15 protein-coding genes are annotated in these 17,982 nt (G+C 42.0%); 9 read left to right on the plus strand and 6 right to left on the minus strand.

The genetic code is table 11. The features are described from left to right. The first annotated feature begins 56 nt into the window (after positions 1-56). The 3 genes from DEM91_RS03880 (at position 57) to DEM91_RS03890 (ending at position 3,062) form a co-directional block, all read left to right on the plus strand. Entirely contained in the window at positions 57-1,412 is a 1,356-nt protein-coding gene (locus DEM91_RS03880; protein WP_249858066.1) for a YihY/virulence factor BrkB family protein, read from the plus strand. Between the two features lie 90 nt (positions 1,413-1,502). Further along, on the plus strand, positions 1,503-1,916 hold the full coding sequence (locus tag DEM91_RS03885) for a YkvA family protein (RefSeq protein WP_249858067.1): 414 nt from the start codon (positions 1,503-1,505) through the stop codon (positions 1,914-1,916). 765 nt (positions 1,917-2,681) lie between these two features. Then, a complete protein-coding gene (locus tag DEM91_RS03890; RefSeq protein ID WP_195253247.1) occupies positions 2,682-3,062 on the plus strand; it encodes a desulfoferrodoxin in 381 nt (126 codons plus the stop codon). Between the two features lie 156 nt (positions 3,063-3,218). Here DEM91_RS03890 and DEM91_RS03895 read toward each other — a convergent pair whose 3' ends face one another. Continuing rightward, on the minus strand, positions 3,219-4,931 hold the full coding sequence (locus DEM91_RS03895) for an AMP-binding protein (protein WP_249858068.1): 1,713 nt from the start codon (positions 4,929-4,931) through the stop codon (positions 3,219-3,221). A gap of 230 nt (positions 4,932-5,161) precedes the next feature. Then, on the minus strand, positions 5,162-6,409 hold the full coding sequence (locus tag DEM91_RS03900) for an ABC transporter permease (RefSeq protein WP_249858069.1): 1,248 nt from the start codon (positions 6,407-6,409) through the stop codon (positions 5,162-5,164). Positions 6,410-6,598: 189 nt separating this feature from the next. Here DEM91_RS03900 and DEM91_RS03905 point away from each other — a divergent pair, with 189 nt between their 5' ends. After that, positions 6,599-7,096, plus strand: a complete 498-nt coding sequence (locus DEM91_RS03905) for a DUF4494 domain-containing protein (protein WP_008122299.1) — start codon at positions 6,599-6,601, stop codon at positions 7,094-7,096. Positions 7,097-7,163: 67 nt separating this feature from the next. Beyond that, the gene (locus tag DEM91_RS03910; protein ID WP_249858070.1) at positions 7,164-7,832 is read left to right on the plus strand and encodes a YggS family pyridoxal phosphate-dependent enzyme; all 669 of its coding nucleotides are present in this window, start codon (positions 7,164-7,166) and stop codon (positions 7,830-7,832) included. Between the two features lie 93 nt (positions 7,833-7,925). Here the strand turns inward: DEM91_RS03910 and DEM91_RS03915 are convergent, their stop codons facing one another. Both DEM91_RS03915 and DEM91_RS03920 read right to left on the minus strand, forming a co-directional pair. Continuing rightward, positions 7,926-9,695 (minus strand): M6 family metalloprotease domain-containing protein, encoded by a 1,770-nt coding sequence (locus tag DEM91_RS03915; protein ID WP_249858071.1) that lies wholly within the window; start codon positions 9,693-9,695, stop codon positions 7,926-7,928. Positions 9,696-10,157: 462 nt separating this feature from the next. Continuing rightward, entirely contained in the window at positions 10,158-10,547 is a 390-nt protein-coding gene (locus DEM91_RS03920) for a DUF1573 domain-containing protein (RefSeq protein WP_195254214.1), read from the minus strand. A gap of 238 nt (positions 10,548-10,785) precedes the next feature. Between DEM91_RS03920 and aspS the strand changes: the two genes are divergently transcribed. Further along, on the plus strand, positions 10,786-12,546 hold the full coding sequence (gene aspS / locus DEM91_RS03925) for an aspartate--tRNA ligase (RefSeq protein ID WP_249858072.1): 1,761 nt from the start codon (positions 10,786-10,788) through the stop codon (positions 12,544-12,546). Between the two features lie 147 nt (positions 12,547-12,693). Continuing rightward, the gene (locus tag DEM91_RS03930; protein ID WP_249858073.1) at positions 12,694-12,990 is read left to right on the plus strand and encodes a winged helix-turn-helix domain-containing protein; all 297 of its coding nucleotides are present in this window, start codon (positions 12,694-12,696) and stop codon (positions 12,988-12,990) included. 99 nt (positions 12,991-13,089) lie between these two features. Here the strand turns inward: DEM91_RS03930 and DEM91_RS03935 are convergent, their stop codons facing one another. Beyond that, the gene (locus DEM91_RS03935) at positions 13,090-13,485 is read right to left on the minus strand and encodes a hypothetical protein (protein ID WP_025072362.1); all 396 of its coding nucleotides are present in this window, start codon (positions 13,483-13,485) and stop codon (positions 13,090-13,092) included. 341 nt (positions 13,486-13,826) lie between these two features. On the opposite strand from DEM91_RS03935, the gene lepA reads away from it, so the two are divergent. Together lepA and DEM91_RS03945 are read left to right on the plus strand one after the other, a co-directional pair. After that, on the plus strand, positions 13,827-15,608 hold the full coding sequence (lepA, locus tag DEM91_RS03940) for a translation elongation factor 4 (protein WP_195253239.1): 1,782 nt from the start codon (positions 13,827-13,829) through the stop codon (positions 15,606-15,608). 36 nt (positions 15,609-15,644) lie between these two features. Next, on the plus strand, positions 15,645-16,244 hold the full coding sequence (locus DEM91_RS03945) for a Crp/Fnr family transcriptional regulator (RefSeq protein WP_103003663.1): 600 nt from the start codon (positions 15,645-15,647) through the stop codon (positions 16,242-16,244). Between the two features lie 98 nt (positions 16,245-16,342). Here the strand turns inward: DEM91_RS03945 and DEM91_RS03950 are convergent, their stop codons facing one another. After that, on the minus strand, positions 16,343-17,980 hold the full coding sequence (locus DEM91_RS03950; RefSeq protein ID WP_249858074.1) for a tetratricopeptide repeat protein: 1,638 nt from the start codon (positions 17,978-17,980) through the stop codon (positions 16,343-16,345). Positions 17,981-17,982: the final 2 nt, after the last annotated feature.

Here is a 17,982-nt window from a genome sequence, read left to right on the forward strand (position 1 = left end):
TGGCGAAAGGCGGCTTATCAAGCCCCTGCCCACCTCACTAATAAACTCACACTTCAATGAATCAATCCTTACAAAAATTGAAGAACTTTCTAACCATTGATATGTGGCGACTGAAGTCAGACGACGTTTCTAAACCGAAATATCTGCTGGTGAGTATTCTCAAAAAACTGTATTTAGCCATTACCTTCTTCTTTACCAAGGGAACGAGCGATTATGCAGCGGCTCTGACCTATTCCACCTTGTTGGCAATCGTTCCTATCTGCGCTGTTGTGTTTGCCATCGCCAGAGGATTTGGGTTCTCCAAGTACATCGAAGAATGGTTTAGACAAGCGCTGTCGGGGCAAGAACAGGCGGCTGACATCATTATCCGTTTTGTCAATTCATACTTGATACATACCCATAGCGGTGTGATACTTGGGGTGGGATTGTTATTCATGCTTTGGACCGTACTCAGACTAACGCGGACGATAGAGCAAACATTCAACAGCATTTGGCAGGTGAAACAGGAGCGTGGACTCTTTCGTACGGTGACCGATTACTTGGCGATGGTCTTCATGATGCCCATCATGATAGTGCTCATTTCGGGTATTTCTATTTTCATGACCACCTTTGTAGACAGGGCGTCCAGTTATATGCTGCTTGCTCCTATTTTGCAGATTGCGCTCAACCTGATGCCGTTCGTGATTATCTCCTGCGTATTTGTAGGCTTATACATCTTTATGCCGAATACCAAAGTGAAGTTTTCTGCGGCTTTGGCACCAGGCATCTTGGCAGGTGTTGCGATGCAGTTCTTGCAATTGTTCTATATCCACGGGCAAATGTTGCTCTCCAGTTATAATGCTATTTACGGTACTTTTGCTGCCTTACCGCTTTTTATGTTGTGGATGCAAATATCATGGACGATATGTTTGTTTGGCGCACAATTGTGCTACACCAATCAAAATTTAGAGGATTTAGCATTCATGACCAACCCTGCCGAACTGAGTCATCGCTACCGTCTCTTGTTGAGTGGGGTACTTTTGGGTAAGATTTGTAAACGATTCATTGAAGGAAAGAAACCTTATACGGCCCTCGAATTGAAGTTAGAAACCAACATTCCTATTCGTATTACTAACGATTTGTTGTACGACATGACCGTTGTTCACCTTATCAATTCAAGCTATGATGGCGACAGTGCGGAGGGAGAGTTGATTTACCAACCTGCCGAAGTGTTGGATCATCTGACGGTGGGGACTTTAGTCGACCGCTTAGAGGCGTTGGGGGCTTGGCATCTTGACTTGGATTTGCACGACCATTTGGAAACTCCGCAATGGAAAGGTGTGTTCGATCTTCGAAAGAAATACTTAGATGAATTACGAAATATTCCCGTCAGGGATTTAATTCCAGAGGACGATGAGGTTGCCTTGCAATAAGGCACCATTGACCCTTGCTTGTCCAAAAAATGGAAGCAAAGCAATCGGAATAAACAGTAAGATAGATAACGATAACAACAACAAAAGAAAATGGAAACTAAATTACCAGATTTTATCAACTACAAGGATAAATTCTCAAAAGCAGGATTTATCGATAAGATAGCAAGCATTGCTAAGCGAGCTGGTGCTAAGTTGGTGTATGCCGCTCTTGTGCTGTATTATACCCTTGAGAGTGATCAGGTGTCTGTCAAAGACAAAGCAATGATTATCGGTGCATTAGGCTATCTGATTAGTCCCCTCGATGTGGTGCCAGATGCAATTCCAATTGCTGGACTCAGTGACGACTTGGCAGTTTTGATTTATGTCTTGAAACGAGTATGGGTCGATGTTTCGGATGATGTCAAGAAGAAAGCCCAATCGAAGATGGCACAGTGGTTTGATCAGGATGAAATGATTTCGACCGATCAGCTCTTTTCGGAGCGTCCAGAGGATACTCCGGTCTAACAAGCGACAGGACTTCGAAGGGGAGGGGCATGGATGATGCTTCTTAGGCGGTAGGAGTTTTTGGGCTACTCATCGTCAAGCGCAATCTTTCCCATAAACATTTTGCACCAGACGCTTTCCACATAGGCAGATATTTTTGCAGCGAAAGGACATCCAACAAGCAGTGTAAGTACTATGGGTGGAACGTTTCGTGTGAGCGTCATTAATGCTGAATTTTCTTTACAAACAGCCTCTCATAACTCGCGTGCCAGCAACCAACGTCACACTTGATCGCAAATACGCGAGTTTTGAGTGATGTTCGTAACATTTTGTTTTTGAACATGTTACGGCTCAAACGCTTCTTTTTCTTCCTTTTTTCCACCTTTCTTTCCAGCTATCCCATTGAGATAAGCCTGCTATTTGCATGCTTTAAGCTGGTTATGTCATGTTTCTAACGCCCTTAAATGGTGTTTCCAAGCCCGTTAAGTCAATGTTTCAACCCGAACAGACGTTTTCTTTGTTCAAATCAGCATCATTTTGTTGGGTGTTTGCCTATTAAAATTTTCTATTTCGCAGATTTTCATTGACCGTTTTTTGGTAAAACAACAGGACAAAAACGTCTGAATGTTCACACCAAAAATCATCAGGATTAAAATGTAAGAACTGTGGCAACATGAATGCTGAGACAATCATTCGTCTAAAATTTAGATTTTTTACAAGTTTAAGATTGCGTTTTTGTTGTAAAATGATTATCTTTGCGATAACAACATTATAGAATACGAAATTATGACAAAAACAAAACAAATTTACAGATGTTCCGTTTGTGGAAACATCGTTGAGGTAGTGAATGCAAGTACAGGAACATTAAGCTGCTGTGGTAAGCCCATGGAGTTGTTGACAGAAAATACAACCGACGCTGCTACTGAAAAGCATGTTCCAGTGATTGAGAAGACTGACTGTGGTTACCGTGTAACTGTAGGTGAAGTGGAACATCCTATGGCAGAGGAACATTACATTCAATGGATTGATTTGATTACCGAGAATGGTGTGTTAAGAAAGTTCTTGAAACCGGGCGAAAAACCAGTAGCAGAATTTAAGACCTGTGCTAAGGAAGTAACAGCTCGTGAGTATTGCAACTTGCACGGACTGTGGAAAGCTACCAAGTAAACAGGGGGTAGAATCCTCTTTGAATATTCGTTGAACGAATCTTCGAATAGCGACCCAATAAAAAAGTCTTCACCATATGCGTGAAGACTTTTTTAATGATTGTTTTTAGAAGGGAATGCGAGCATCGAGGAAGTCTCGCTTTTGCGCTCCACTCGCTTATATTTTCGACTGATACAGATAACGCTTAATACTCCTTTTAGGCGTCTTTTCAAACTCTGTTTCGTGAATTTTAATGGCGGAAAGCTTGCTGTACGCAGGTATCAACTTATTGAGCTCTTGCCTATTTTGCTCCATGATTTTTTCCAAATCTTCATGGTCAAGTCCAAGTGTTTTCGCTTCATCAAAGTCTGGATAGACGAGCCCAACAAGTTTGTCTCCATCCTGAAGTACCACACTCTCGCTCACCAATGGCAGCGAGTTAAGCTTATCTTCTATTTCTTCGGGGTAAATATTCTGCCCACTGGCACCGAGAAGCATGTTTTTGGAGCGACCTTTGATAAAGATGTTCCCTTCACTATCCATCGTTCCCAAATCGCCTGTATGGTACCAGCCGTCTTTATCAATGGCTTGTTTTGTCGCTTCTTCATCCTTATAATAGCCCAACATCACATTTGGTCCTTTGGCTAAAATTTCTCCTGCAACGTTTTCAGGATCGGAACTGTCAATTTTCACCTCCATGAGATAGGCAGGTCTTCCGCAACTTCCTGGTGCGAAAGTCTTCCAATCCGAATAAGAAATGATGGGTGCACATTCTGTTGCACCGTATCCTACCGTATAAGGAAAACCGATGCGATGCAAGAATTTCTCCACATCTTGATTGAGCGCAGCCCCTCCAATAATAATCTGATATAGATTACCACCAAAGGCTTGATAAACTTCTTGGCATATCTTCTCTTCCACCTTTTTATTGATAACAGGCATATTGAGTAGTAGTTTCAACATATTGTTGCTCTCAATCTTTGGATAGACACGCTTTCTGATAATCTTCTCTATCACTAATGGCACTGCAATGATGAGCGACGGCTTGATGTCTGCAAATGCCTTGGCAATGATGGCTGGACTCGGTAAGCGAGTTAAGTAGAAGATATGACAGCCTGACATAAACTCGTATAGGAACTCAAACGCCATTCCGTACATGTGAGCCATAGGGAGAATACTCATCACATGATCTTCTGGGTGTATCTTATCTTTCAAGTTATGAAAAGCAAAGGCAATGTTTCCCCACAGTGCACGATAGGGAAGCATGACTCCTTTTGAGTAGCCTGTTGTGCCACTGGTATAGTTGATAAGCGCCAACTCATCAGGATTTTTTTCAATATAATATTTTACATGTTCTTGACGGAAATACTTTGGATATTTTTTCCCAAACATCTCGTTGAGATGTTCACGTGCATAAGTTAATTTCTCTGTTCTGGACTCCACCAATGAGTAGTCTGGAAGATAGATAATACCCTCTAAGTCGGGCATTTGGGCTGCATCGATGACCGTTGCTACCACATCGCCTACAAACAACAGTTTGGCTTCGCTATGATTTACAATGTTGTGAATTTGTTCTGCTGTAAACTCGTGCAGAATGGGAACAGCCACTGCTCCGTAAGTCAAAGTTGCTAAGAATGCGCATGCCCATGCAGAACTATTACGACCGCATAGCGCAATTTTATCTCCCTTTTCCACACCACTATTTTCAAACAGGATGTGCAGCTTCTCTATCTTTCGCGCTACATCGTGATACTGCAGTGTAGCACCTTGATAATCTGTCAGCGCATCAAGCGTCCAATGGTCTTTGATACTCTTTTCAATGAGCGCATTAAAACTCGGTATTTCTATCCCGTTTGCTGTATGCTTTGGGCTGTTTGTTAGTTCGTTCATGTTCGTAATATTATAATGTGAAGTTACACAGTCCGGTTCTTGCACATTTGTTCTATTTGTGTGCAAAGTTAAGATGTTCTTTGCACATTAGCAAATATAATGTGCATATTTTGCAGCTAAATGGTGATTTTATGAACGAACGAGTGCCTTCATCACTATTTTTTGGCTTTCAAAAGAGTGATGTGCTGTGTTTTATGCGCTGTGCATGAAGTTGATAAAATACGATTCCTTTATTCGTATCTCATTGATTTGGCAGGGTGGATGTGTGAGATAAGTTGACTGGGTGCTATCAACACCAACAGACTGATGACCAAAGTGCCGAGGTTGAGGAGCAGAATTATCCAAACATTGATTTCTACTGGAACCGTATTCACATAATATACTTCGGGGTCAAGCTTCACCAAACCTGTATAATGCTGTAACGCAACGAGCCCTAAGCCAATGAGATTGCCTAAAATCATGCCTCGTCCAATGATGAAAGCGGCAAACCATAGGAAGGTGCGCCTTATCATATTGTTGCGCGCTCCCATGGCTTTGAGTACCCCAATCATCTGTACTCTTTCAAGAATGATGATGAGCAAGCCTGAAATCATCGTAATGGCAGCCACTGCCAACATGAGGGCTAATATAATCCAGACATTGAGATCGAGCAAATCGAGCCATGAAAAGATTTGCGGACTAATATCTCGAATGGTTTTTGAGGAATAGGTCTCGCCATATTGATCGACGGAGCGATTGACGTTTTGAATAAGGTAGTTCGCCGTCATGTCCACCTGTTGGAAATCCTTAACCGTTATTTCTGCTCCTGAGACCTGATCTGTTTCCCACCCATTGAGCTTCACAGCGGTGTACAAATCAATGTAGCAAGTCACATCATCGTATTGGGCAAGGTTGGTTTGATAGATGCCTGCAATCTTAAATCGTCGGACACGTACACCATGGTCATCGATAAAATAGGCGAAAATACGATTGCCTAATTTGAGTTGCAGCTTTTGTGCCATGGATTTTGACAATAGAATTTGGTTGCTACTCTTCTTGTCTGAGAATGCTGGGATGTGACCTTCTATTAAATTGTGCTTGATGAAGGTGGAATCAAAATCGGGTCCTACGCCTTTGAAGACAACGCCTAAGAAGTCTGAGTCGGTCTTGAGAACCCCTTGTTTGTTTGCAAAACGCTGTACATGGTCTACCCCCGGACATTTTTTCAGCACCTGAATCATCGAGTCGCCCATTTGGATGGGATAAGATTCAGAGGTTTGCAGCGTCATGAAGTTTGCCACTTGGATGTGACTTCCAAACCCAATGACCTTGTTGCTCACGGCATGTTTGAACCCAAAGACAACGCATACGGATATCAGCATGACCGCCAAACCGATGCCCACACCGATAGTTGCAATGCGAATAGCAGGTTTGGACACCTTTTGTTTGTCTCCTTGTTCTTGGTAAATGCGTTTGGATAAAAAGAGTGGTAAGTTCATATTTCGTAATTTCCGCAACGTTGTTCGTTCGTTTCTTTGTTCGTTTCTGCACCGAGAGGGTAGACTACGGGTTGCTGAAGTCTGTCCTGTCTTCCTGCAAAGGTAGCAAATATATTGATTGCGCAAAACTTGCAGGTCTATTATTTTTTTGTACTTTTGCATTCATAATTACTAAAAAAAAAGAACAACATGAGAACAAGAAATGCCAATTGGTTTGAGACAAGTGTGCAATATGAACGACAAGGAGAGGACGGACTTTTTACCAAAGTGCGAGAAATGTATGTCATAGACGCCTTTACGTTTGGTGAAGCAGAAAAAGCAATCACACAGGAGATGTCTTCCTTTTCGAGTGGCGAGTTCGTTATCAAGAATATTACGCCTGCCACCTATGGAGAAATCTTTTTCAGTGACGGAGAGAATGATGATAAATGGTATAAGGCAAAACTGATGTTCATCACCATCGATGAAGAAAAAGGCAAGGAAAAGCGCACTGCCGTTAATTACTTGGTGCAAGCTAATTCGGTGGCTGGTGCATTGAAGAACATCGAGGAAGTGTTTTCTACCAGCGTATTGGATTTCACAGTAGCGAATATTGCGGAGACAAAAATCATGGATGTTTTCGAACATGAAATGAAAACGCAAGCTGATGATCAACCTGAAATGGATTCGGCAGACGCTACTAAATAACGAGATGCCGTTTCACTTCACTTAGCAACCACTCACCTTATTTCTTCCTACATCAACAGTCAATATCATGGTCAACGTAGTTCAAAATTTACAAAACATTCAACAGCAATTGCCTGCTCACGTTAAGTTGGTGGCAATTAGCAAGTATCATCCTGCCGAGAGCATTGCCGAGGCTTATGCTTGTGGGCAACGTGTGTTTGGAGAGAGCAGAGAACAAGAGCTAAGTAGAAAGGTGGAAATGCTGCCCAAAGATATTCAGTGGCATTTCATAGGACATCTGCAAACCAACAAAGTTCGGTTGATAGCTCCTTATATCACGATGATTGAGGCTGTTGACTCAGAGAAACTCTTGCTTGAAATCGAGAAGCAGGCGGCGCGCAATCATCGTGTCATTGATGTGTTGCTTGAGTTGCACATTGCGGAGGAAGCCACTAAATACGGCTTCTCGTTGTCCGATTGCCGCCAATGGTTGGCAAAAGGACAATGGCGGAGCTTGGAGCATGTGCGCATCTGTGGCTTGATGATGATGGCGTCCAATGTTGATGACGAAGCGCAGATACGGGAAGAGATGACGTTGGCGAGCCGTTTTTTCGATGAAGTGAAGTCACAATATTTTGCCGATGCACCTTATTTCAAGGAACGCAGTTGGGGGATGAGCCATGATTATCGCATCGCTGTGGAGTGTGGGTCAACCATGGTGAGAGTGGGGTCGGCTATCTTTGGAGAGCGAGTTTAGCGTGCTATCCCTCTTTTCCTTTTGATTGAGCGCAGCCCATAGCAGTCCCTAAAGAACAAATCCAACCAAAACGTTTGGTTGGATTTGTTCGTTTTAAGGCTTGACAAACTTCTTGTGATTTCTGATATAGATACCTTTTTCTAATACTCTGTCATTGGTTCCTACATAACGACCGTCCAGTGTGTAGATGCGCTCATCGACAGGTCGGTCTTTGTACGTAGCTTGTTCAATGCCATCGGTGGAAACTTTTCGAAGAAAATCAAAATATATCTTGCCATCTCTTTCCGAAATGTTATAAATGGGCTTATCAAGAGTCCCCCCTGTCCATGGTGCATAGTTGGGCAAGTTGTTCGCATCTGTGAGTTCTGTTACATTCTTCGTCCCGGGAAAAAGGTCGCCTTTTAAATCTTCTTTGTATTTATTTCTGTCCCCATTGTACGAGCTATACAGCAATCCATCAGCAGGAATTACTGTCATGCGAGGCTTGCCTTTCACATTGTTCACGCTGTTTGATGATAATATAAATGCTGTAGCCTCGTAATTTACATGATACATCAACAGTCCATGACTCTTCAAGCCTGCATTCCAACGCTCGGCTTGAATGTTCTGAACAATGTAATAATCTTTTGTGCTCGGATCGTTATCATTGTAAATGCGATAGGCTTTGCCCTTGTTATCAATGGTTTGCAATTCAATTTGCTGCGCAGTGGTCAAATTATCAATCGTCATCCAGCCCATGGCTTCGCGTTCCCAAGCCGTATAGGCAGTAGGCCACCAGCCATTGGCGGTATATTCGCCATCGTCCATGAGGCTCCATGCCTCCATTCCTTGGTTGTCCCCTCGGGCACTCGCCAATGTAGGATAGAAATCGGGAAGCCCCATACAGTGACTGAATTCATGACAAAAGAGTCCGATGCCTGATATCATTTTTTTCTTAGGAGTTTTAGGGTTGCCAATCAGTTCGTTGCTGATACCTGCCCTACATATCTTTTTTCCGTCAAAGGAGGGGCAGGGGTAAATCGTTCCTGCTTTGGGCCACATGGTGTTGTCGGGGGCACCCATGTTCTGTCCATAGCCTGAATAGACAACATACACCAAATCGGCATAGCCGTCGCCATTGGCATCATAGTTGGCAAAATTAAGCGAATCGTCCATCAGTCGGCAGGCATCAGTAATCAGTTCACTGAATTTTTCGCCGCCACCGTTGGGATCTGTTCCTCCATAATATGCAAGTTCGTGCGGAAGTGTCACAGGACCATAGACGTCAAATTGTGGTATAAACTTACCAAAGCTCATGTCCTTGAAATATTGCTTCACGCTCGATGCATTTCTACCTTTACTGTGTTCGTAGTCAACAGGTTCTCCTTCGCCATTGAGAAACTGTTGAAACGATTGGCGAGGATTGGTAAGTGTAAATGGGGTGTCATTGTATTGAGCCAAAATGACAATGGCTTTGGGCGAACCCATGTGTGGAAAAAAGGTATTGTCCACTTGTACAGGTTCGCGACGCATGGCACGAGTTTCTATCTGTTGTTGTGCTCTTTCAAAAAACAGGTTTCTGTTTTGCGCTGCTACGGCTCTCTTTTCAGCGTCCTGTCGTTGCGATTTCTCATGCGCCAAGAGGTTTGACGATGATATTTTCCCATATCGGTCGATATGTGCAATATAAAAGGTGTCGGCTTTGCGAATCAGTATGACACCGTCTTTGTCGGTGTACCAGTTGAAATGTTCATCTCCATGTTGGTAGGCTTGTAACACGCTACCGTCGGGTTGCGTGACCGTTAGCGGCATTTTCCACGCTTTGGCAGCCCACGACAGACTTACCATTAGGAGGGAAATCAATGTCAATAGTAACTTTTTCATATTATGACGTTGTAGTTGTAACATATTCAATCGTTTTGCAAAAATACAAAATTTATCTTTATTTTGCGATGTTTCTTACCTTTTTACGTGCATGTTTTCCAACATGGAGCGCATGCACTTTATTTCATCATATCTGTCGACAAAGTTTCATGCGTAGAACGCTTGCTGTTTCAAGGTCTCGTTGCGTTAATAACTCAATGAGTTAAAGGGCTTAAGTCTTTATTATAAGCCCCTTATCTCCATGGGTTAATGCCCTTATCTCCATGAGTTAGTAAGTACCATTTTCGTATTTTTCTATCCAATATTCATCAGGAAGAAATGTGTAGTACCATTTGGCGTACTTTGGAAGACTGACGCTCGCACTTTTTCTCAAGAGAGAGAGGGTACTTTTGGGGAAAATAAAAAAGGCAATTCAAAGAAGGATATCTTCAAATTGCCTGATATTCATAATGCTTTGTTCGTCTATTTAGCTTCTTTCATGACTCCCTCAATGTAGAGACGAGTCATTTCTGGCTGCCCATTCGTGCGAACAGTAATCGTTTTCTTAAAATGACCAGGGAACTTACCCTTACCATTATACGTTACTTTGATTTCGCCTTTCTTGCCCGGTTGAATAGGGGTCTTGGTATATGCTGGAACTGTGCAGCCGCAGCTTGCTACAGCCTGATTGATAATCAGAGGCGCATTACCCACATTGGTAAAGGTGAAAACGCAGGTTTGAACAGGTGAACTCTCACTGAACTCACCGAAACTCTGTGTTGTTTTATCAAACTTGATTTGTGCATTCTGTTGAGCATTTGCCATGGTGAAACAGGTAAAGAGCATCAACGTAAGCATCATTAATTTTTTCATTGTTTATCCTTTCTTTTACAACTATTCGCTGCAAAGATAGATATAAAATAATGATAACGGTCAAATATTAAGAAAAATTAAACTATTGTCTTCACGATACCGCACAAAGCTGGCGTAAAACTTTGAAATGCAGATTAGTGATTGCAGACTTTGCTTGTTTCAGCAATTTTACTTAATTTTGCAATGTTGTAAATGGAACCCATTGTGGGCTCCTAAAAATGAATATAATTTTCAAACTATGTATAGAACAAATACATGTGGAGAGTTAAGGCTCTCTGATGTGAACAAGGAAGTAACCTTGTCGGGATGGGTACAACGCACCCGAAAAATGGGCGGAATGACTTTTGTTGATTTGCGCGACCGTTATGGAATAACACAACTGGTTTTTAATGAAGCCGCTGATGCAAAGCTCTGTGAACAGGCGAACAAACTGGGACGTGAGTTCTGTATTCAGGTGAAGGGCAAGGTGAGCGAACGACAAAGCAAAAATGAAAAGATGCCCACAGGAGACATTGAGATTCTTGTGAGTCAATTGGTGATTTTGAGCGAGAGCCTCACACCACCTTTTAAGATAGAGGATGAGACAGATGGTGGCGATGACTTGCGTATGAAGTATCGCTATTTGGATTTGCGTCGCCCTATGGTGCGGAAGAATCTTGAATTGCGTCATCGCATGACTATCCTAATACGTAATTTCTTGGATAATGAGCAATTCATTGAGGTGGAAACGCCTGTGTTGATTGGGTCTACCCCCGAAGGCGCACGTGATTTTGTGGTACCTTCACGTATGAACCCAGGACAGTTCTATGCACTGCCACAAAGTCCTCAAACCTTGAAACAGTTGTTAATGGTGAGCGGCTTCGACCGTTACTTCCAGATAGCCAAATGTTTCAGAGATGAAGACTTGCGTGCCGACCGGCAGCCTGAGTTTACACAAATAGACTGTGAGATGAGCTTTGTCGATCAGGAAGATGTGATTGGCTTGTTTGAAAACCTTTGTCGTCATCTTTTCAAGGAAATTCGAGGAGTTGAATTGCCTGCCAAGTTGCAACAAATGACTTGGGCAGAGGCGATGAAACGCTTTGGTAGCGACAAACCCGACTTGCGGTTTGGAATGGAGTTTGTAGAACTGATGGATACCCTGAAGGGGAAAGCAGACTTCAGTGTGTTTAACGAGGCAGCTTATATTGGTGGAATCTGTGTGCCGGGCTGTGCCAACTACACGCGCAAGCAATTGGATGGCTTGACAGAGTTTGTGAAGCGTCCACAGGTAGGTGCCAAAGGATTGGTGTACATCAAATATAATGAGGACGGGAGTATCAAGAGTTCCATCGATAAATTTTACACACAGGAGCAACTGTTAGCGGTGAAAGAGCAGATGGGGGCTAAAGATGGCGACCTTGTGCTGATATTGAGCGGAAACCAACCTAACAAGACCCGCGTACAGTTGTGTGCGCTGAGACTTGAGATGGGCGAACGGCTCGGCTTGCGAGATAAGAACAAGTTTGAGTGTCTGTGGATTGTTGATTTCCCACTCTTTGAGTGGAGCGACGAGGAACAGCGATTGATGGCAACGCATCATCCGTTTACCATGCCCAATCCAGAAGATATTCCACTGCTTGACGAACATCCAGAGAAAGTTAGAGCAAAGGCTTATGACTTTGTTTGCAATGGCATCGAAGTGGGAGGTGGTAGCTTGAGAATCCATGACGGTCAGTTACAAGCAAAAATGTTTGAAATCTTGGGCTTCACTCCAGAAAAAGCCATGGCTCAATTTGGCTTCTTAATCAATGCCTTTAAGTACGGTGCGCCACCTCATGCAGGGTTAGCATTTGGCTTGGATCGCTTCGTGAGCATCATGGCTGGGCTTGACAGTATTCGTGACTGTATTGCCTTCCCAAAGAACAACAGTGGAAGGGATGTAATGTTGGATGCTCCTAATTATATTGATGATAAGCAGTTGGACGAATTGCAGATAAAACTTGATTTACATCAATAAACGACGATTTTTATGCGTTGTAGGCTGCAAATGTGTTATTTCGTTAATTGAAAATTAGTATATTTAAAAGAAAAATACTACTTTTGTATCATAAATTATAAACAAACAGCCACACGTGGCTTAATAATAATTAATAACTTAGCGATTATGACAGAAAAGAAAGTAACAACAGCAGCAGCTTCTAAGAAGGCAGCTCCAGCAAAGAAAACTACAGCATGCAAAAGAACTTCTGTGAAGAAGCCTGCTTTGGTAGTAAACGCAGAAAGTGTTGGTTTCCGTGCTGGTGATGTTTATCAAACATTGGCATCAGCTGGTAAGGCAATGAGCGTAGCTGAAATTGCCAAAGCTGCAAAAATCGGAACAGAAGAAGTTTACTTAGGAATAGGTTGGCTTTTCAAAGAAGGTAAAATAAAAGATGCTGATCATCTTTTTACCTTAGCTTAAATCGTGCAATTCTCTTAGAGAGATACAACTGCAAAAGATGAGTTTGTTTTGGATAAAAACAAACTCATCTTTTTTAAGTGCTATGCTTGCTGTCGCTGTTTACTGGTAATCCTTTACACGTATGGTTTGCTGATAAAGCACCTTGTTAGGATTTTTACTTGAATGAATGATATAGGCAAAATTATAGTTTGCTTCCTTCAGTTTCTTGATGCTTGTGTTATCTTTGATTTCCTTAATCAGAAGTGAATGTAACTTTTGCGTGTTTCGTTTGACGATTTCAGGATTATCCAATTCGTCCACAAACGAACAAAAGTATTGGTATGTTTTCGTTGCTTTGTCAAAGGTCACACTATCTGTTCTGGTACTGTTGACAACGGGAGTGGGACAGTATTTCTCGGTGTATTCTTTTGCTTCACGAACACATCTATCTTCTAAATTTTCGTGACAGCTCATCAGAGCTAAAACGGTGGTTGCGACAATAAAAATCCTTTTCATTTGTTGATGTTTGTTTCTTGCAAAGATACATATATTTTACTAATTTTATGAATAGCCCCAACGAATTATTAAAGATAAATAGCTATCTTTGCAGAAGCTTGGCATCGCCTCCACATAGAAAGTAAACTTTCTCTGTCTTCGGCTCGTGCAATCTTTGCAGAAGCTTGGCTTCGCCTCAACATAGAAAATAAATTTTCTCTGTTTTCGGCTTGCGCAATCTTTATAGAAGATTGGCTTCGCCTCAACATAGAAAGTAAACTTTCTCTGTCTTCGGCTCGTGCAATCTTTGCACAACAGGATTTATTGACGATAACTAAATTGGCAGATAACGAAACAAACCAATGAATAGAATAAGGAATTTTTGTATAATAGCTCATATTGATCACGGGAAATCAACCTTAGCAGACCGGCTATTAGAATATACGAACACGGTACAAGTAACAGGCGGTCAGATGTTGGATGATATGGATTTGGAGAAAGAGCGTGGTATAACGATTAAGAGTCATGCCATCCAAATGGAGTATCAATATGAAGGCGAAAACTATATACTCAATCTCATTGATACTCCCGGACACGTTGACTTCTCGTATGAAGTGAGCAGAAGTATTGCGGCGTGTGAGGGAGCACTCTTGGTTGTTGATGCAACACAGGGTGTGCAGGCTCAAACCATCTCAAACCTGTATATGGCAATCGATCACGATTTAGAAATTATTCCTGTCATCAACAAGATTGATATGCCTTCGGCTATGCCTGAAGAAGTGGAAGATGAAATCATTGAACTCATTGGTTGTGAACGCTCGGATATTTTACGTGCATCGGGGAAGACAGGACAAGGAATAGAAGAAATCTTGAAAGCGGTAGTGGAGCGTGTACCTCATCCGGTAGGAGATACAGATGCTCCCTTGCAGGCTTTGATTTTCGATTCCGTCTTTAATAGTTTTCGTGGTATCATCGCTTACTTCAAAATAGAAAATGGAAGTATCAAGAAAGGTGATAAAGTCAAATTCTATAATACTGGAATGGAATATGATGCCGACGAAATCGGAATTCTTAAGATGAATATGGTTCCGAAGCAGGAGCTTAGCACAGGTGAAGTGGGATATATCATTAGCGGAATTAAGGATGCCAAAGAGGTGAAGGTTGGAGATACCATTACTCATGTTGCTCGTCCTTGTGCGCAAGCTATCTCTGGTTTCCAAGAAGTGAAGCCCATGGTCTTTGCGGGTGTCTATCCAATAGATCCCAATGACTATGAAAATCTGCGCACTTCCTTGGAAAAGCTGCAACTCAACGATGCGTCGTTGTCCTTTCTCCCCGAATCGTCCATCGCTCTCGGCTTTGGTTTCAGATGTGGATTCTTAGGGTTGTTGCACATGGAGATTGTGCAAGAACGCTTGGACAGGGAATTTAATATGGAAGTGATTACCACCGTTCCCAACGTTTCTTATATGGTTTATGACAAGCATGGCGAATCGAAGGAAGTTCATAATCCATCGGGACTTCCCGAACAGACGATGATAGAACATATTGAAGAGCCTTATATTAAAGCCACGATTATCACGGACGCTAATTATATAGGTCCGATTATGACGCTTTGTTTGGACAAACGAGGGGAATTGATTAAACAGGAATTTATTTCTGGCAATAGGGTAGAGCTGCATTTTATGTTGCCATTAGGCGAAATCGTGATTGACTTTTACGATAAGCTGAAATCTATCTCTAAGGGATATGCCTCATTCGATTACCATGTGGATTCGTTCAGACCTTCTAAACTTGCAAAGTTGGATATTCTCTTGAATGGTGAGCCTGTAGATGCGCTTTCTACTTTAACACATCAAGACAATGCGGTGACCTTAGGCAGGAAGATGTGCGAAAAGTTGAAAGATTTAATTCCGAGACAGCAATTTGACATTGCGATACAGGCGGCTATTGGAGGAAAGATAGTTGCAAGAGAGACCATTAAATGTGTACGAAAAGATGTGACTGCCAAATGTTACGGTGGTGATGTGAGTCGCAAACGAAAACTCTTAGAGAAGCAGAAGAAGGGAAAGAAGCGAATGAAACAGATTGGTAATGTCGAGGTTCCGCAGAAGGCTTTCCTTGCTGTTCTGAAATTAGATTAGGAAGAAGATAATGCTAACTTTAACAATCATACAAAAATGAAAGAACCTGTCAATACACCTCGTGATATTGCGAGGGAATTAGCTCGTAAATATAGTACGATGACTCACGAAGAATTAGATGCTTTGGAGAGTATTTTGGTGCCTATGAAGTTTGCTAAAGGTGAAATGATATTGGCAGAAGGAGAAATTTGTCAATGTATTTATTACTTGGATAAAGGTCTGATACGACAGTTCTATTTTAAGAATGATAAGGAAGTGACAGAGCATCTTGGTGCCGATCACACCATATTTATGTGTATCGAGAGCTTGTTTAAGGAAGAACCGAGTCATCTGCAGGTGGAGGCTTTAGAGGCTTCTGTTATTTATGCGTTGCCGAAAGAAGAGTTAGAGAAAGTTGCCTTGCATAATGTGAATATTCAGATGATGTATAGAAAGATATTAGAAGAAAGTTTGATTATTTCACAGATACATGCCGACTTGGTTCGCTTTGAAACAGCTCAAAATAGATATAAGCGCATGTGTAAGTTATATCCACAAGTAGTTTTCAGAGCTCCGCTTACTTATGTGGCTAATTATCTTCAGATGACCCCTGAGACATTGAGTCGCGTCAGGACTTCTATGTTAATGGAAGATTAGTTATCAAAAGGTAATAGGGATGAGCAAATTTTCTTCGCTCATCCCTATTGCCTTTGTCATTTTAAGAATTACTCTTTTTCATTCGACGCTTGCGGCGGTTATTTATATTTGTCAATATAGTCTTGAGCCCGTTTATCGCCTAATTGTTTAGCTTTCTCAAACGCCTCAATGCCTAACTTCTTTTGTTTCTTCTGAATGAGCGCAAGTCCTTTGATAAGATAGATGTCAGGATAATTAGGTGCTATCCCAATGCAGAGTTCCGTAGTTTTAAGGGCATCGTCTATGTAGTTTACTTTGAGTTGCAACGAAGCCATTTCAGCCAAATAGGTTGGCTCTTGTCGATTGAGCACTGCTGCATGCGCAATATCATTCAATGCCTGTTGGTATCTTCGTAGTTTTACATTACAATTAAAGCGCGTATAATAAAATTCATGGTTTGCCCTTCCAAGCATGAGTGTGTCATAGCGGTTATAATCCATGATGGCTTTTTTGTAATCGCCCGCTTGGTCATAAGCTGCCCCACGTGCAAGTACAAATGGAGCGGCAATGGGTGTCAAGGGCTTAGGACATGCAGCGACAGCACTGTCAAGCAGACTCAGAATCTCTGCTTGGTTTGCCTTTAATTGTGCTTTTGCCTGTGCGGCTTCGTAAAAAAGTTCTCCAGAGCGTAGATTCGTTTTTGTCAATGCAATGAACATATCATACGCTTTCTGATAGTTTCCCTTGGAGTAAATAATTTGTGCTTGTTGGTGCAGATAGGCTGGCAAAGGATTTATTTCATAAGCCTTTTGTGCTTCCGCAAGAGCTTTGTCAAGCGACCAAGCTAAGTATGTAGAGTCAGGCTGAAAGAGTTGTTGATGAAAAATGATTTTTGCGTATTCAGCATGTGCCGCATCTTTCTTGTGTACATTTTGAATGGCAGTCTCCATTTCGGTTGCAGCTTTTGCAAATTCTTTTTTGTTGGCATTCTGTCTTGCCTGTGCTGCATATCCATCTACAGCGTGAGGAAACGAGTGCTTAAAATCTTGGATATATTTAAGATAGTTTTTCTTGTTTTGCTCTGAAGCCATCATCAGCGTCACCAAGGCATCTTCTTCTTTTGCAGGCAATTGTGTCCTGATAGTGGTTTGTCGTAATACAGGGTCTGCTAAAGAAAGTCCGTTGTTAATCTGCATGTCTTTCATGAAATGAGCATCCACCGCATGGGTTCCTTCCGAATGGTTCGCATGTTGTAAAATCCCAATGAGTTCGCCTTTCGCATTAACAAAAGGGCAGCCCTCCATATTTTCAGGTGTCTCTGAAGAGAATATATAATAGGTATACTTGTCCATGAAAAGTTCTGTTTTCTGGATAGGTACTTGCTTTGCTTCTTGATTTTTAATGGAATAACCCAACATCCAAACTTTCTCACCCGTCTTAGAAGGTGTACTTGCTATTTTAATAGGTGTCGTCTTTCCATTGACTTTGAATTTACAGACGTCGTACAACTCATTAGCTCCAATAATCACATCCACGGGCAAAGCATTACCGTTTGTGTCAATGACCACTGCACTGTCTGCGCCTACAAAAGGATAGAACGCACTGATAGCCTCTCCATTATCGTTGATAAAGACGCCATTGGTAGAGGCTAATAGGGTGCCGTCTGTTTTGAAAGTCGTTAGGCTAAAAATAGAAGCTGCTGCTTTCTTTACCTGTTTTGATTGACCATGGACATACGTTACGGAGAATGTAGCCATGA

Source organism: Prevotella sp. TCVGH, assembly GCF_023522295.1.
GTDB lineage: Bacteria > Bacteroidota > Bacteroidia > Bacteroidales > Bacteroidaceae > Prevotella > Prevotella timonensis.

Excerpts from the sequence above, each read along its gene's own strand:
- DEM91_RS03880 (WP_249858066.1), top strand. The coding sequence starts at position 57 with ATGAATCAATCCTTACAAAAATTGAAGAACTTTCTAACCATTGATATG.
- DEM91_RS03885 (WP_249858067.1), top strand. The coding sequence starts at position 1,503 with ATGGAAACTAAATTACCAGATTTTATCAACTACAAGGATAAATTCTCA.
- DEM91_RS03890 (WP_195253247.1), top strand. The coding sequence starts at position 2,682 with ATGACAAAAACAAAACAAATTTACAGATGTTCCGTTTGTGGAAACATC.
- DEM91_RS03895 (WP_249858068.1), bottom strand. The coding sequence starts at position 4,931 with ATGAACGAACTAACAAACAGCCCAAAGCATACAGCAAACGGGATAGAA.
- DEM91_RS03900 (WP_249858069.1), bottom strand. The coding sequence starts at position 6,409 with ATGAACTTACCACTCTTTTTATCCAAACGCATTTACCAAGAACAAGGA.
- DEM91_RS03905 (WP_008122299.1), top strand. The coding sequence starts at position 6,599 with ATGAGAACAAGAAATGCCAATTGGTTTGAGACAAGTGTGCAATATGAA.
- DEM91_RS03910 (WP_249858070.1), top strand. The coding sequence starts at position 7,164 with ATGGTCAACGTAGTTCAAAATTTACAAAACATTCAACAGCAATTGCCT.
- DEM91_RS03915 (WP_249858071.1), bottom strand. The coding sequence starts at position 9,695 with ATGAAAAAGTTACTATTGACATTGATTTCCCTCCTAATGGTAAGTCTG.
- DEM91_RS03920 (WP_195254214.1), bottom strand. The coding sequence starts at position 10,547 with ATGAAAAAATTAATGATGCTTACGTTGATGCTCTTTACCTGTTTCACC.
- aspS (WP_249858072.1), top strand. The coding sequence starts at position 10,786 with ATGTATAGAACAAATACATGTGGAGAGTTAAGGCTCTCTGATGTGAAC.
- DEM91_RS03930 (WP_249858073.1), top strand. The coding sequence starts at position 12,694 with ATGACAGAAAAGAAAGTAACAACAGCAGCAGCTTCTAAGAAGGCAGCT.
- DEM91_RS03935 (WP_025072362.1), bottom strand. The coding sequence starts at position 13,485 with ATGAAAAGGATTTTTATTGTCGCAACCACCGTTTTAGCTCTGATGAGC.
- lepA (WP_195253239.1), top strand. The coding sequence starts at position 13,827 with ATGAATAGAATAAGGAATTTTTGTATAATAGCTCATATTGATCACGGG.
- DEM91_RS03945 (WP_103003663.1), top strand. The coding sequence starts at position 15,645 with ATGAAAGAACCTGTCAATACACCTCGTGATATTGCGAGGGAATTAGCT.
- DEM91_RS03950 (WP_249858074.1), bottom strand. The coding sequence starts at position 17,980 with ATGGCTACATTCTCCGTAACGTATGTCCATGGTCAATCAAAACAGGTA.